The sequence below is a fragment of the Bacteroides reticulotermitis JCM 10512 genome (genome assembly GCF_000517545.1).
Lineage (GTDB): Bacteria > Bacteroidota > Bacteroidia > Bacteroidales > Bacteroidaceae > Bacteroides > Bacteroides reticulotermitis.
Genome location: NZ_BAIV01000024.1, coordinates 89,318 through 103,328 on the forward strand (window position 1 = coordinate 89,318; position 14,011 = coordinate 103,328).

Below are 14,011 nucleotides of genomic sequence, written 5' to 3' on the forward strand. Positions count from 1 at the left end.
AAAAAAAACATTGAATTAATGCATTACAATACCCAACAGAAAAGAATGCCTTTGCCCGAATACGGGCGTAGTATACAGAATATGGTTGATCATGCCCTGACCGTTGAGGATCGTGCCGAACGTCAGCGTTGTGCGAATACCATCATCAACATTATGGGGAATATGTTTCCTCATTTGCGTGATATCCCCGACTTCAAACATAAGCTGTGGGATCATCTGGCTATTATGGCGGACTTTAAGCTGGACATTGATTATCCCTATGAAATAATCCGCAAAGACAAACTCATCACCAAACCCGATTGTATTCCGTACTCTCAGGTTCGCATGCGTTATCGCCATTACGGACATACCTTGGAAGTATTGATCAAGAAAACCATCGAATTCCCGGAAGGCCCTGAAAAGCAAAACTTGATAGCTTTGATCTGCAACCATATGAAGAAAGATTATATCGCTTGGAATAAGGATACGGTGGATGAGCATAAGATTGCTGAGGACTTGTACGAACTTTCCGATGGAAGACTTCAACTGACTGAAGATATTTCACGGCTCATGGCCGATCGGTTGGCGCATAACTATCGTCCTAAGGCGAATTACACCAATACCAACCGCAGTAGTAACCAACGGAGAAGTTACCGATAATTATTCAGCTCGAATGCCTTGTCCTAATAGTGGTTGAAATTCTTTTTGTTTCACCATTCTCCGGTTCGGCATTCGATATTCAATATTTAAACAGCTATGGCTTCATTTGTAATTGAAGGAGGACACCGCCTGCATGGTGAGATACACCCGCAAGGTGCTAAAAACGAGGTTCTACAGATTGTTTGTGCAACATTGCTGACAGGCGAGGAAGTGACGGTAAATAATATACCGGACATTCTGGATGTTAATAACCTGATTCAGCTTATGCGTGAGATGGGAGTGAAAGTTGCTAAGAAAGGTATCTCTACCTACAGCTTTCAAGCCGCATCAGTAGATATGACCTATCTCGAAAGTGACGAATTCCTCCGGAAATGTTCTAGCCTTCGCGGTTCGGTCATGCTGATCGGCCCGATGGTTGCACGCTTTGGCAGGGCACTTATTTCCAAACCGGGAGGAGACAAAATTGGTCGCCGCCGTTTGGATACCCACTTTCTGGGCATACAGAATCTGGGCGCGGATTTCGATTATGATGAAGAACGTGGTATTTACGAGATAACAGCTGATGAACTGCATGGCACCTATATGTTGCTCGATGAGGCTTCAGTTACCGGAACAGCCAATATAATCATGGCTGCCGTATTGGCAAAGGGAAGAACAACGATTTATAACGCGGCCTGCGAACCTTATTTGCAGCAGCTTTGTAAAATGCTCAACCGCATGGGAGCCAGAATCAGTGGCATCGCTTCCAACCTTTTGATAATCGAAGGAGTTGAAACACTTCATGGAACAGAACATACCGTTCTACCCGATATGATTGAAGTCGGAAGCTTTATCGGTATGGCTGCTATGACGCAAAGTGAAATTACCATCAAGAACGTATCGAACGAGAATCTGGGAATCATTCCCGAAAGTTTTCGTCGGTTGGGAATTAAACTCGAACAACGTGGAGACGATATCTTTGTCCCCGCACAAGAATCGTATGAAATAGAATCATTTATCGATGGTTCCATTATGACTATAGCCGATGCTCCCTGGCCGGGTTTGACACCGGACTTGCTGAGTGTGATGCTCGTTGTAGCTACACAGGCTAAAGGAAGCGTACTCATCCACCAGAAGATGTTTGAGAGCCGCTTGTTCTTTGTCGATAAACTGATCGATATGGGTGCACAGATCATTCTTTGCGATCCGCATCGGGCAGTTGTCATCGGACATAATCACAACTTCAAACTTCGTGGTGCACGCCTTACCTCGCCCGACATACGTGCCGGTATCGCCATGCTGATAGCAGCAATGAGTGCCGAAGGAACAAGTACCATCAGTAATATTGAGCAGATAGACCGTGGTTACCAAGACATTGAGAGAAGACTCAACGCTATTGGAGCCAGAATAACTCGTATATGATCAGAAAAGAAGAAGTCTATAAGATCGGAATACTAAATAAACCGCACGGTATTCATGGCGAACTGCAGTTTACTTTTACGGACGATATATTCGATCGGGCAGACAATGACTATTTGGTGTGTCTGATCGACGGCATTTTGGTTCCCTTCTTTTTAGAAGAGTACCGTTTTCGTTCCGATTCAACCGCACTGGTGAAGTTCGAAGGAATAGATACAGCAGAGCGTGCCCGTGTGTTTACCAATATCGAAGTCTATTTTCCGAAAGAGTATGCCGAAGAAGAGAGTGATGTTAGTGAGTTGTCATGGAACTACTTCATCGGCTTTCGTTTGGACGATATTCATCACGGATTGTTGGGAGAAGTAGTCGATGTAGATACGCTTACCATCAATACGTTGTTCGTTATCGATCACCAGGGAGATGAATTGTTGGTGCCTGCTCGCGAAGAGTTTATTGTCGGTATAGATCAGGAGCAGAAGCTTATCACAGTAGATCTTCCCGAAGGATTACTAACTCTGGAGGAACTGGAAGAAGATTAAACCGTTTGTCGAGGCTTGTATATTAAAACAATAGATTGAGAAATGCCAAAGAAAAAGCGTAGTAAAGCTATTTGGAGTAATATTAAGTTTAAGTATAAACTGACGATTCTCAACGAGAATACTCTTGAAGAGATCGTCGGGCTTCGTGTATCCAAACTGAATGGCTTTTCCGTGCTACTTTCCGTATTGATCGTACTCTTTCTGATTGCCGCCTGCATTATTGCTTTCACTCCTTTACGTAACTACTTACCGGGATATATGAACAGTGAAGTTCGTGCCCAAATGGTGCAGAACGCTCTCCGTGTCGACTCACTTCAACAAGTATTGGAGCGGCAGAATCTGTATATTATGAACATACAAGATATCTTTAGCGGGAGAGTCAAGATAGATAGTGTCGAAACCATGGATTCGCTGACTACCGCCCGTGAAGACACGCTGATGCAACGTACGGAACGTGAGGAGGAATTCCGGCGTCAGTACGAAGAGAACGAGAAATACAACTTAACTACCATTGTCTCACAGCCTGATGTGAATGGGATGATCTTCTATCGCCCCACTCGTGGAATGGTGACCGACGTTTTTAATATCGACAAGAAACATTTTGGCACAGACATTGCAGCCAATCCTAACGAAAGCGTTTTGGCAACAATGGATGGAACAGTCATTCTGAGCACTTATACGGCTGAGACCGGCTATCTGATCGAAGTTCAGCATAGCAGGATTTGATTTCGGTCTATAAGCATTGCGGCTCTTTGCTCAAACGTGAAGGCGACCGGGTGAAAGGAGGCGAGGCGATTGCGTTGGTGGGAAATAGCGGTACGTTGAGTACAGGCCCTCATTTGCATTTCGAATTATGGTATAAAGGACGTCCGGTGAATCCGGAAAAATATATTGTGTTTTGATAATGAATAAAGATAAAGACTCTAAAAGGAAACAGATAGCGATACTCGGATCGACCGGATCCATCGGTACGCAGGCACTACAGGTTATTGAGGAACATCCCGATCTGTATGAAGTCTACGCACTGACGGCCAACAACCGGGTGGAGCAACTCATTGCTCAGGTACGGAAGTTTCAGCCTGAAGTAGTCGTGATAGCTAATGAAGATAAATACGGCCAACTGAAAGAGGCTCTTGCCGATCTGCCCGTCAAGGTGTATGCCGGTACGGAAGCGATCTGCCAAATGGTAGAGTCCGGCCCGATAGATATCGTATTGACAGCGATGGTCGGTTACGCCGGATTGAAGCCGACGATCCATGCGATTCGTGCACGGAAAACCATTGCACTGGCGAATAAAGAAACTCTGGTGGTTGCCGGAGAATTGATCAACCAACTCGCACAGCAATACCATTCTCCCATATTACCTGTCGATTCCGAACATTCCGCTGTATTCCAATGCCTGACCGGTGAGATAGGTAATCCCATTGAAAAGATTATCCTGACAGCTTCGGGCGGTCCGTTCCGTACATGCTCGATGGAGCAATTGAAGACGGTAACTAAGGTACAAGCTTTGAAGCATCCCAACTGGGACATGGGAGCTAAAGTAACCATTGACTCGGCCAGCCTGATGAATAAAGGTTTCGAGATGATTGAAGCTAAATGGCTGTTTGGTGTTGCTCCCCAACAGATAGAGGTTGTGGTTCATCCGCAGTCGGTAATTCATTCGATGGTACAGTTTGAAGATGGATCCATTAAGGCACAACTGGGTATGCCGGATATGCGTCTGCCTATTCAGTACGCGTTCTCTTACCCCGACCGTGTTCGCTCCTCGTTTGATCGGATCGACTTCGCCACTTGTTCGAACCTCACTTTCGAACAACCCGATACCACCCGCTTTCGCAACCTGGCTCTAGCCTATGAAGCGATGAACCGGGGAGGTAATATGCCCTGCATTGTCAATGCGGCCAACGAAGTAGTGGTAGCCTCCTTCCTCAAAGACGGAATTAGCTTTTTGGGAATGAGTGATGTGATTGAAAAAACAATGGAACGTGCTACTTTTGTAGCCGCCCCAACATACGACGATTATGTGGCTTCCGATGCGGAAGCGCGGAAGATAGCGGCAAGTTTCGTCCCTTCCTTTCCGGCCTGATAAGTTCCGGAAAGTTGTGATGACGTTTGTGGAAGTCGCACTTCAATGTAAATAGATAAGTATAAATAATAAATAGCAAGTAGCTTCGGTGCTCTCTACGATAGAGGGAATAAGGTCGAGGCCAAAATAGTAAGACTGTATGGAAACATTTTTGATTCGTGCCCTGCAATTGATCATGAGCCTTTCGTTGCTCGTAGTCATTCACGAAGGCGGGCATTTTCTTTTTGCCCGTTTATTTAAGGTGCGTGTAGAAAAGTTCTGCTTATTCTTCGACCCTTGGTTCACTCTCTTCAAGTTTAAACCTAAAAAGAGTGATACCGAATATGCTGTAGGTTGGTTGCCACTTGGTGGTTACGTTAAGATCTCCGGTATGATTGACGAGTCGATGGACACGGAACAAATGAAACAACCCGAGCAACCTTGGGAGTTTCGCTCCAAACCGGCTTGGCAACGTTTGTTGATCATGGTTGGTGGTGTGTTGTTCAACTTCCTGTTGGCACTGTTCATTTACTCAATGATTCTTTTTGCCTGGGGCGATCAGTATATAAAGGTACAGGAAGCCCCTCTGGGAATGGACTTTAATGAAACAGCCAAAGCAGCGGGCTTTCAGGATGGCGACATTCTATTGTCAGCCGATGATGTTGCCTTTGAACGCTATGACGGTGATATGTTGAGCCGCATTGCCGATGCGCGTGTAGTCAGTGTACTTCGCGATGGACAGCAGGCTTCCGTTTATATCCCGGAGGACTTTATGCAACGTCTACTGGCGGACAGTGTGCGCTTTGCTTCTTTCCGTTTCCCCTACGTGGTGGATAGTGTGCGAGTAAACTCTCCTGCGGCGCAAGCCGGGTTCCTGCGGGGCGATAGCATCGTTGCGCTGGATGGTAAATCCATATCCTTCCCCGACTTCGTAGCAGCGATGGCTGATCGGAAAAAGAATGAAGCGGCTTTGCTCAAAGACAGCATTGATTCCCGTTTAATCGCTTTGACTTACGTGCGTGCCGGAGTGACCGATACACTTACCATGCGTGTCGATTCGGCTTACCTGATGGGGATAACTCCATTTACGCCCGATCGTCTGTTGCCGATGGTTAAGAAGACCTATGGTTTCCTCGAATCCTTTCCAGCCGGTGTGAATCTGGGCGTGAAAACGCTCAAAGGGTATGTTAATAACATGAAGTATCTCTTCTCCAAAGAAGGGGCGAAGCAATTGGGTGGTTTCGGTACAATCGGAAGTATTTTCCCTGCTACCTGGGATTGGCATCAGTTCTGGTACATGACCGCTTTCCTTTCCATTATTCTGGCTTTTATGAATATACTACCTATTCCGGCATTGGATGGCGGACACGTACTATTCCTCTTCTATGAAATAATTGCGCGTCGCAAGCCGAGCGAGAAGTTCATGGAATATGCGCAGATGACCGGTATGGTTTTGCTCTTCGGTTTATTGATCTGGGCAAACTTTAATGATATTCTGAGGTTCTTCTTCTAATAGCCTCTGTGGGAGGTATTAAGGAGCCAGAAGCTCGTAAGGTTCAGGCCTTGTTCCGGTTGCTTTGAGAATACCTTCTTTCAGATAGAGAACTTCTTACTGTAACAACGTCCTCTGATTGCACGGCCATTCCGCTAGGAATTGGAACCGCAATCAGAGGACGTTGCTGTATATCCCCTTCTTTGTAGCAAGTACGCGTTGATTACTCACTCGTATGTCTTACCTTCAACGTGGAAGGCTGAGACAGACGCAGGCTGCTTACAATAGCTGCTACTATGGCGAAACCGCTTCCGGCTATCAGACAAGCGTGGTGCTTTGGGCAGGAGCAATCAGACTGAAAAGCAAGGCGACCAAGGTCGTTCCCGCAGTCTGTCCCAAGAGTCGTGCCATGCCCAACATGCCACTTGCTCCACCCGAGCGTTGCGTGGGTGCTGAAGAGATAATCGTACTGTTATTGGGCGTCTGAAAGAGTCCGAAGCCTGCGCCGCAGAGTATCAGGCGGAATATAATATCTATCTCCGAAGAGTCAGGCGTGAGACGTGAAAGCAGGAACAGTCCGGTGGAGAGCAATACCATCCCGATGCTGCCCAGTACTCCCGGATGAATACGATCGACCAGATAACCCGCCAAGGGGGCGGCTACCAGAGTTGCCAAAGCCCAAGGCGTCATTAGTAGCCCCGTCATCACCTCGCTGTGTCCCAACGTATTTTGCAGGAAGAACGGCAAGGATACCATTGCCAGCATTTGCGCGATAAACGAACATATGGAGGTCAGAATCGATAAACGGAAGATCGGAATACGCAGTAAATCAAGCGGCAGCAGAGGGGTCTCTTGTCGCAGTTGACGGCGGACATAATAGGTTCCCACGATGACGAGGACGATTAACTGAATCGCTAGCAAATCCATCTCTTCCTGATGAGCAAATCCATCGAGCGTATAAATAAGTAGCCCGAAGGTCAGCGCGTTGGCTATCGCACTGATGGTATCGAACTTACGTTTGGTTCGCTCTTCCCGGCGAGGCAGGTATTTGTAGCCGAGCACCAAGGCTATGATGCCCAGTGGAACATTGATGGCAAACAGCCAATGCCAGGAGGCAACAGATAAGATTCCGCTGGCAATGGAAGGCCCGGCAGCTGCCGACACGGCCACGATCATCGCATTGATGCCCATTCCTCGTGCAATTAACCTCTTGGGGTAGATGTAGCGTAGTTGGGCTGTATTCACGCTTGTGATGGCGGATGCACTGAATCCTTGAAAAACCCGGGCAATCGTTAGTGTCCAGAAAGAGTCGGAGAGTGCGCATATCAGAGAAGTGATGCAGAACAGCCCGATACCGGACAGGAACACCTTTCGGTATCCGACAATTTCACCGAGTGAGGCGAATGATAAAAGTGAAATGACAATAGCCAGCTGGTAGCCGTTGAGTATCCAGGTCGTTGCTGAGGGAGAAGTTCCGAATTCTTGTGAGAGTGTAGGCAGAGCTATGTTGATAATATTGACATCGAGCACCGACATACATAAGGCAAAACCTACGGAGACAATTGCCCATATCCGCCGCTGAAGGGGCAATCCGTCCGGTTTGTCTGTTTGGATTGTAGTTCCTGTTTCTACCATAAAATAACGACTTTGTTTACCTCGCGCAAAGGTAAGCAAAGTCGTTACTACTCAGTATTTTTATTTCCTAATAATCGTTTTTTTTAGGCAATCGGCCTGTTATGAGCGATGCAGTCGCAGGATCCGTTGGTTACTGCTTCCCCTGAACTCCAGGTAAGGCGAATAGAGCGATTGCTCAAAACGTCCGTCCACAAGTACATCGATGTAGGGGAGTAGTGCGCTCAGCCGCGAATCAGCTTGAATCTCTTCATAGGTATAACCGGTATAGCACCACACGTTTTGTTTCGTCTCCTCCTTGACCCGTTTGGCCAGATGCAGGAACGCTTCCGGGTTGAAGAAAGGGTCTCCCCCCGAGAAGGTAACCCCGTCGAGTAGCGGATTGGCGTTGATTTCCCGAATTATTTCGGTAATTCGTTGCTCCGTCAGTCTTTCTCCGGCCAGTGGATTCCAACTTTCCGGATTATGACATCCGGGGCAGCCATGCGAGCATCCTGCCAGATAAATGGAATACCGGATTCCTTCTCCATCGACAATTGTCTCCGCGTATGTACCTAACAAATTCACGATGCTGTAGAATATAAACAGATGGTTTTAGTTATGCTTGATCCGGTCTTTCTCCTCCGCCCGTTTGGCCGAGTTCCACGAACTCAGGTCGCCCGTCAGGTAGCCGGTAATACGACGCATACGCATAATGTTTTCACTCTGGCATACCGGACATTTATCATAAATTACCCCTTTATAGCCACAAGCGTGACAAGTGTCTACCGGATGGTTGATAGAGCCGTAGCTACCTGTTCGTCATGCATCACTTTCACCACTTTGGCGATGGCACGTACGTTCTTCTGCGCTTCACCGTCTAGTTCCACATACGTGATGTGTCCGCCTTTGGTGATGGCATGGAACGGAGCTTCGCTTTTAATCTTATCCGTAATGCTGATAGGCTCTTTAACGTCCACATGGAACGAGTTGACATAATAATCACGATCGGTTACTCCCGGTATTTTGCCATACTTGCGACGGTCCATCTTCGTGAAACGTCCCGATAACCCTTCGGCCGGAGTAGCCAGTACCGAATAGTTAAGCTCGTATTTGGCTTTGTACTCGTCGACAACCTTATTCATCTCCATCACCGCTTCGTAGAGCGTATCCCAAGACTTCTGGCTGTGCGCATGTCCCTGCCCGTAGAGAGCCACCATGGCGTTGTGTCCGCCAATGAAGCCGATACCCAGCGTACCGCTACGCAATACATCGCCTACCTGCTCGTTGGGGTTGAGTGCTCCGCCGCCTTTCCATACATCGTTACCCATCATGAACGGGAACTGGCGAGCCAGTGCGCTACGTTGGTATTTATACCGTTCGTATAGTTGGTCGGCTATCAGTTTGGATAAGTTGCGTACTGATTTGAGGAAGAGATCCTTCGCTTTCTCTTCCACCGCTTCTTTATGACGAGTGTCTTCCACCAGGCTTTCGGCTTGATACGTGCTTCAATAGCCAAGCGCGGCATATTCAGGGTCGTGAATGAAAGGTTGCCACGTCCCAGTGAACTCTTTTCACCGGCTATGTTTTCGAATACGCGTGTACGGCATCCCATGGTGGCAAGCTCGTAACGGTAACGTTTCGGATCGTTGATATCCCATTTTTCGTTCTTGTTGAATTCCGTATCGAGGAACATAAAATTGGGGAACAGTGCTTTGGATGTAGTCCGGCACGCTTTCAGAAGTAAGTCGAAGTTAGGTGCTTCGTATTTGGCTTTCATAGCCTCCTCGATGTTCTCGACAGCCATTGCTTTTGCGAAGTCTTTATCAGAGTAAGATACCCCGTCTTTGACTTTAAATATCTGGATGGGGAATACCGGAACCTCACCGCGTGCACCCAATCCTTCGATGGTTGCTTTCAAGAGTTCTTCAATCACCATGCGTCCTTCCGAAGAGGTATCTGTTCCGTAGTTGATTGAGCTGAATACCACCTGATTACCTCCGCGTGAGTGCATCGTGTTCAGGTTGTGAATGAAGCCTTCCATGGCTTGATGTGTATCTTTTTGTGTCAGGGTATAGGCTTTATCCATGATGCGGATCAGATGCTCTTTATCCAGGTTGATTTGCAGGGCGATCAATGCGATACGGAAGCTCTCCCGTTCCAACTCGGTTGATTGGATCGAGCAGATGCGCTTCGAGTAGCTTGCGAATGGCTTTCTCATCCGGTTGCGTACCCAGCTCCAGATTTACGTAGAAGCTGATGAGTGAAGACATATGTTTGTAGAACGACTTGCGTACCCCTTTGGCCATGAAGAAGTCGAATGCGGGAATAGATTGTCCGCCATGTTGTTCATTCTGGTTGGTCTGGAAGATGATGGTTGCCAACGTGGCATAGCTCTGAATGCTTTGCGGTGTACGGATGCTACCATTCTTGGTGCGGAATCCCCGTTCGAAGAGATCATCCATGTCATATTGAATGCAGGTGGTTGTCTTGGTGGGGTAGTAATCGAGGTCGTGAATATGGATGTCGCCCAACTGATGCGCTTCGGCAAACCGTTTGGGGAGCAAGTATTTATAGGTATAATCTTTAGTCACTTCCGAAGCGAAAGTCATCATTTGTCCGGCGGGAGTATGGCTGCTCATATTAGCGTTGCTCAGGTTGACATCGTTTTTGTCGATCGCCACAATGCCGTCCATCACATGCTTCATCTGAGTTTTCTTGTCGCGTTCGGTATTACGCCATTCGCGGTAGATAATGTACTTCTTGGCAACTTCAGGCCGTACTCTCATAAGTTCCTTTTCCACCAAATCCTGGATTTCCTCCACGGTAATGGTTGGCGTGGAAAACTGATTGATTACATTCATGGTGACATCAGCGATGAGCTGATATTCGTCCTGAAATCCGGTAGCACTGAATGCTTTGCTAATCGCATTCTTAATCTTACTAATAGAGAAATCTTCTCTCTTACCATCTCTTTTGATGATACAAATTTCCGCGTAGTTCATAACTTTAACTCCCGAAAGTTTTTTCAACGGACAGCTTTTATGAGCAATTGCGTTTGTGCAATCAGGCATAAGCGGCCGGCTGTTGATGATTAAAAAATAATTAAACAGTTCTCTGGTTGATTGCTAGCGGTTTGCGTCTCATTTGGTTTGTCAAAACGAATAATTGCTTTGTTTTTTCACCAGTCAGTTGCAAACTTCCATCCGGAGAATGGTTGAGGCCGTTTTTGACTGTTGATGCTTTTTGGGGCAAAGCTTTGGTACGACTAAGTTTTCTAAAAATGAAATTCATCTCTTCGAAATGGAACTGTAACTTCCCCGTACATCTTCCGTTTATAAGAAAAAACGTCTTGAATCAAATCGCTAGTTTTCAATCGGTTTCGGCAGGTATTCTGACTTATCTCTCCCTCGCAACGCCTTCCCATACCGGTGATACAGTGACATATTGTGCGGATTCTTAGAGACTTACAGCAGCGGGTACTGTCGCTGATTCGCACAGCGTTCCCTCATGACTAACCCCCTTTTTAGTTCCGAAGCCGTAGGCAAAGATAGAAAATATTGTAATAACCCGGTTAGCTTTTAACATTAAATTTTGGGAAACATTTCTTTCTCGCTGATACAGAAAGTTTTCCGTTCCGGATAACTTTCTTCATTTTTTTTAGTTGTGGTATGTTCGGTTCTTGCGTGTTTTTTCCGGAAGTCAGACACTACTTTGTGTGCTTTGCAGTGTGGATGGGTACAAAAGTAATAAAAATTTTTCTTATATTATGACTGAAACGGAACTTTATGTGTATTTATTCTAAATCTCTATATTATGGAAAAAAACGAAACGCTTTGTCCGCTGAGCGAAACATCTTTTCATTTCTATCGGCGTCTGAGTCGTTTGTCAATCTTGGAAGAGATGCTGGCAAGCACCTATGAGTATTTCTTCTCCCGAGTGGTTCAACCTTACTCGCACGAGGAGCAAGAAATCCTCATGCGGATCATCGACTCTTTATCCGCTCTGATTCAGGGCGAGACTCCTGCTCCTTGTTCTTTTTGTCGGTTTACGGAGCATGAGCTTGCTTTTTGGCGGCAGCCGGAGTTTTTCAGGCTGATTTTACCGGAAAGTGAGCCTTTTGGTTTGTATGCTCGTTTGTATTGCCTGCAAGAGTTGGAGAAGCGGTTGATCTGCTTTTTTGTGAGTGAAACAGGTAGGGGGCCTTGTTCGTACCGGGAGGCGAAGGTGCTGCGGCGTATAAAGAAGTTGTTTGTCCACGAGCTTCGGGATACGCCCATGTACGATCTGTTTAAGGCGACACGTGCCCGTCGCTTGTCGGCCGAGAAGCAGCAGGAGTTGAAGTTGCAGAAGAAGGATGAGGCGCGGTTGAAGCATGTATCTATCTATCGCTACAATCCGCTTTCACAGAAATACAAGCAGATTAAAGAGGAGTATTTGCGGAAAGGGGGTGATGAGGTGGGGGAGTTGTAAATGACTGCCAAAGCATTATTTAGCCTGATTGTCGTTCCATATATCGCCCGATCGATTAGGGTTTGAATGTAACTTCAATGTTTGAGTTGTATATCTTTTGGGACAGTTCTTCCCAGAACCCCTTATGACTCTCGGACAACGTTAAGTGCAAGGATTGCGCATTGCCGTTTTCATCGGTTTGCTCACCGCAGCTCAGTATGAGGTCTTCTTCATCGAAAGTCATTCCGGAAGCATCCAGTTCAGTGAGACAGTTGTTGTGACAAATCAAATAACTGAGTTTGGGCAAAGCCTTCAAATCGAGGGAAGTCAGTTTGTTGAAAGAGCAAAAAAGAAATTGCAGGCGAGGGTTATCCGACAGATCCAGAGAGGATAACTCATTACCGTTGCAGGTTAGTGCTTCGAGTAGAGGCGTGTTGGGGATGTTGAGATGAGTAAGTGCCCTTCCCGAGCAGTTCAGGGATGTTAGGTATTCCATGTTACTGACGTCCAATGCTTCGATCTCACTATTGAAATATAGCTTATTCAACGTAACTAGGTTGCGGATGCCTGTCAAGTCATAGATTGGTTTGGCGTCATTGATGATAAGCTGTGTGATGGCTTTCAAGCGTACTTGTGTCATCGCGTCGTTGAGATCGATCTTACCGTTCGCGGTTACCGGTACTTGATGGTTTTCATGAAGATACTCAATAAAGTTAGAATCGGCGAACTCTTCCCCCGTAGGCATCTCGTCTTTCGAGCAGGCGGCACACATCCATAGGCAGGTCAAAAAACAGATTAATTTTGTTCTCATCTTCTCTTATTCTTTAAAAACCGGTATAACATCTTTGAACATCGGTTTCCAATACTTTTCCCAGTACGGTTTTTGGTCAGGCGACATGATTAACGTCATTTGCAGAGTCTGGTCGTTGTTGTCCGTCTGATTGTGGCAGATTAAAGACAGGAGAGATTTGCATCCTTGTATGTTCAGGGTTTGGAGTTGGTTACGCCAGCAATCGATTGTTCGGAGTCTATCCATTCCACTTACATCGAGCGAAGTCAGCCGATTGCCATCGCACGCTAAGCTGACGAGATTCGGCATGTGTTTGATACCTATCAGATTCAAACATTTTGCGTTGCGCAGTTCTAAGGCGGTGATTTCCCTCAGGGCTACCCGTGTCGCTTCGTCGTTCATGTCGATGCGTCCTTTGGAGGTGAGAGGAATGCCGTAGTCATCGTGCAGGATAGTTACAAAGATTGGATCTTCAAATTGGACCCATTCATCTTCCGAATGGCATGAATAAAGGCAGAAGATGAGCAGTCCTGCCAAGAGATATTTGTGCATCATATTAGATAAAGTGTTTCGTTAATAGGGGTAATTTGTCGGGTAAAGATAAACAAAAAGATCGCAACCGGGAGCTTTTTGTTTATCTTTTATCATTGAGTGAAGTTGTAACCTCCACTCAATGAGTGTTCTTCCAAAATAGTAAAGGCCATATCCATATAACACATTGTCGAATCAGTGTTTATTATTTGTAGGTTTTCTTTTCCCATAATTCAACATTTTACTTCGATCATGCCGTTTATCGCTCTTCGACCCTCCACCCGGCTATGATGTAATCCTTTCCGAATGGGCCCACATAACCTCGTTTGTACAAATCCCGAAAGATATATTGGCGTTGATTTATTCTGGGCAAATCAAGCTTAGCTCCACGAACTCCCAACTTGGATGAATCTACTCTGACTAATATAGGCCTATAGGTTAATAATCCCTTTGTCGGAATATCAACAGCTACCAGTAACTTTGCATTATGG

The 14,011-nt window shown here is 46.3% G+C and carries 10 protein-coding genes, 4 pseudogenes and 1 riboswitch; of the genes and pseudogenes, 7 read left to right on the top strand and 7 right to left on the bottom strand.

Features of this window, described 5'->3' with window-relative positions:
• Window positions 1-18: 18 nt before the first annotated feature.
• The 6 genes and pseudogenes from JCM10512_RS14455 to rseP all read left to right on the top strand — a co-directional run bounded on the left by JCM10512_RS14455 (window position 19) and on the right by rseP (window position 6,157).
• On the top strand, window positions 19-639 hold the full coding sequence (locus JCM10512_RS14455) for a DUF4290 domain-containing protein (protein ID WP_044164177.1): 621 nt from the start codon (window positions 19-21) through the stop codon (window positions 637-639).
• A 96-nt stretch (window positions 640-735) separates the two neighbouring features.
• Window positions 736-2,040: a UDP-N-acetylglucosamine 1-carboxyvinyltransferase gene (gene murA, locus JCM10512_RS14460; RefSeq protein ID WP_044164179.1), complete on the top strand. Its 1,305-nt coding sequence runs from the start codon at window positions 736-738 to the stop codon at window positions 2,038-2,040.
• Entirely contained in the window at window positions 2,037-2,576 is a 540-nt protein-coding gene (gene rimM / locus JCM10512_RS14465; protein WP_044164182.1) for a ribosome maturation factor RimM, read from the top strand. The genes murA and rimM overlap by 4 nt, the downstream gene beginning before the upstream one ends.
• A 42-nt stretch (window positions 2,577-2,618) precedes the next feature.
• Window positions 2,619-3,478 (top strand): annotated as a pseudogene (locus JCM10512_RS14470) (M23 family metallopeptidase).
• 2 nt (window positions 3,479-3,480) lie between these two features.
• Complete coding sequence (locus JCM10512_RS14475; RefSeq protein ID WP_044164184.1) at window positions 3,481-4,665, top strand: 1-deoxy-D-xylulose-5-phosphate reductoisomerase; 1,185 nt, start codon at window positions 3,481-3,483, stop codon at window positions 4,663-4,665.
• 139 nt (window positions 4,666-4,804) lie between these two features.
• Complete coding sequence (gene rseP, locus JCM10512_RS14480; RefSeq protein ID WP_044164186.1) at window positions 4,805-6,157, top strand: RIP metalloprotease RseP; 1,353 nt, start codon at window positions 4,805-4,807, stop codon at window positions 6,155-6,157.
• A 202-nt stretch (window positions 6,158-6,359) separates the two neighbouring features.
• Here the strand turns inward: rseP and JCM10512_RS14485 are convergent.
• From JCM10512_RS14485 to nrdD, 4 genes and pseudogenes are all read right to left on the bottom strand, one after another.
• Window positions 6,360-7,771, bottom strand: a pseudogene (locus JCM10512_RS14485) (MFS transporter).
• A gap of 99 nt (window positions 7,772-7,870) precedes the next feature.
• Entirely contained in the window at window positions 7,871-8,335 is a 465-nt protein-coding gene (gene nrdG / locus JCM10512_RS14490; protein ID WP_044164188.1) for an anaerobic ribonucleoside-triphosphate reductase activating protein, read from the bottom strand.
• A 27-nt stretch (window positions 8,336-8,362) separates the two neighbouring features.
• Window positions 8,363-9,873 (bottom strand): annotated as a pseudogene (locus JCM10512_RS25135) (anaerobic ribonucleoside triphosphate reductase); the annotation flags it as partial.
• A gap of 111 nt (window positions 9,874-9,984) precedes the next feature.
• Window positions 9,985-10,752 (bottom strand): annotated as a pseudogene (gene nrdD, locus JCM10512_RS25140) (anaerobic ribonucleoside-triphosphate reductase); the annotation flags it as partial.
• Between the two features lie 362 nt (window positions 10,753-11,114).
• Window positions 11,115-11,299: riboswitch (cobalamin riboswitch) on the bottom strand.
• Window positions 11,300-11,563: 264 nt separating this feature from the next.
• Between nrdD and JCM10512_RS21500 the strand changes: the two are divergent.
• Entirely contained in the window at window positions 11,564-12,220 is a 657-nt protein-coding gene (locus JCM10512_RS21500) for a hypothetical protein (protein WP_148298416.1), read from the top strand.
• Between the two features lie 55 nt (window positions 12,221-12,275).
• On the opposite strand, the gene JCM10512_RS14510 is transcribed toward JCM10512_RS21500, so the two are convergent.
• From JCM10512_RS14510 to JCM10512_RS23125, 3 genes are all read right to left on the bottom strand, one after another.
• Window positions 12,276-13,010 (bottom strand): leucine-rich repeat domain-containing protein, encoded by a 735-nt coding sequence (locus JCM10512_RS14510; protein WP_148298417.1) that lies wholly within the window; start codon window positions 13,008-13,010, stop codon window positions 12,276-12,278.
• Window positions 13,011-13,016: 6 nt separating this feature from the next.
• The gene (locus JCM10512_RS14515; RefSeq protein ID WP_044164194.1) at window positions 13,017-13,544 is read right to left on the bottom strand and encodes a leucine-rich repeat domain-containing protein; all 528 of its coding nucleotides are present in this window, start codon (window positions 13,542-13,544) and stop codon (window positions 13,017-13,019) included.
• A 235-nt stretch (window positions 13,545-13,779) separates the two neighbouring features.
• The coding region (locus JCM10512_RS23125) for a hypothetical protein (RefSeq protein ID WP_206777882.1) at window positions 13,780-14,011 on the bottom strand (232 nt) is incomplete at its 5' end.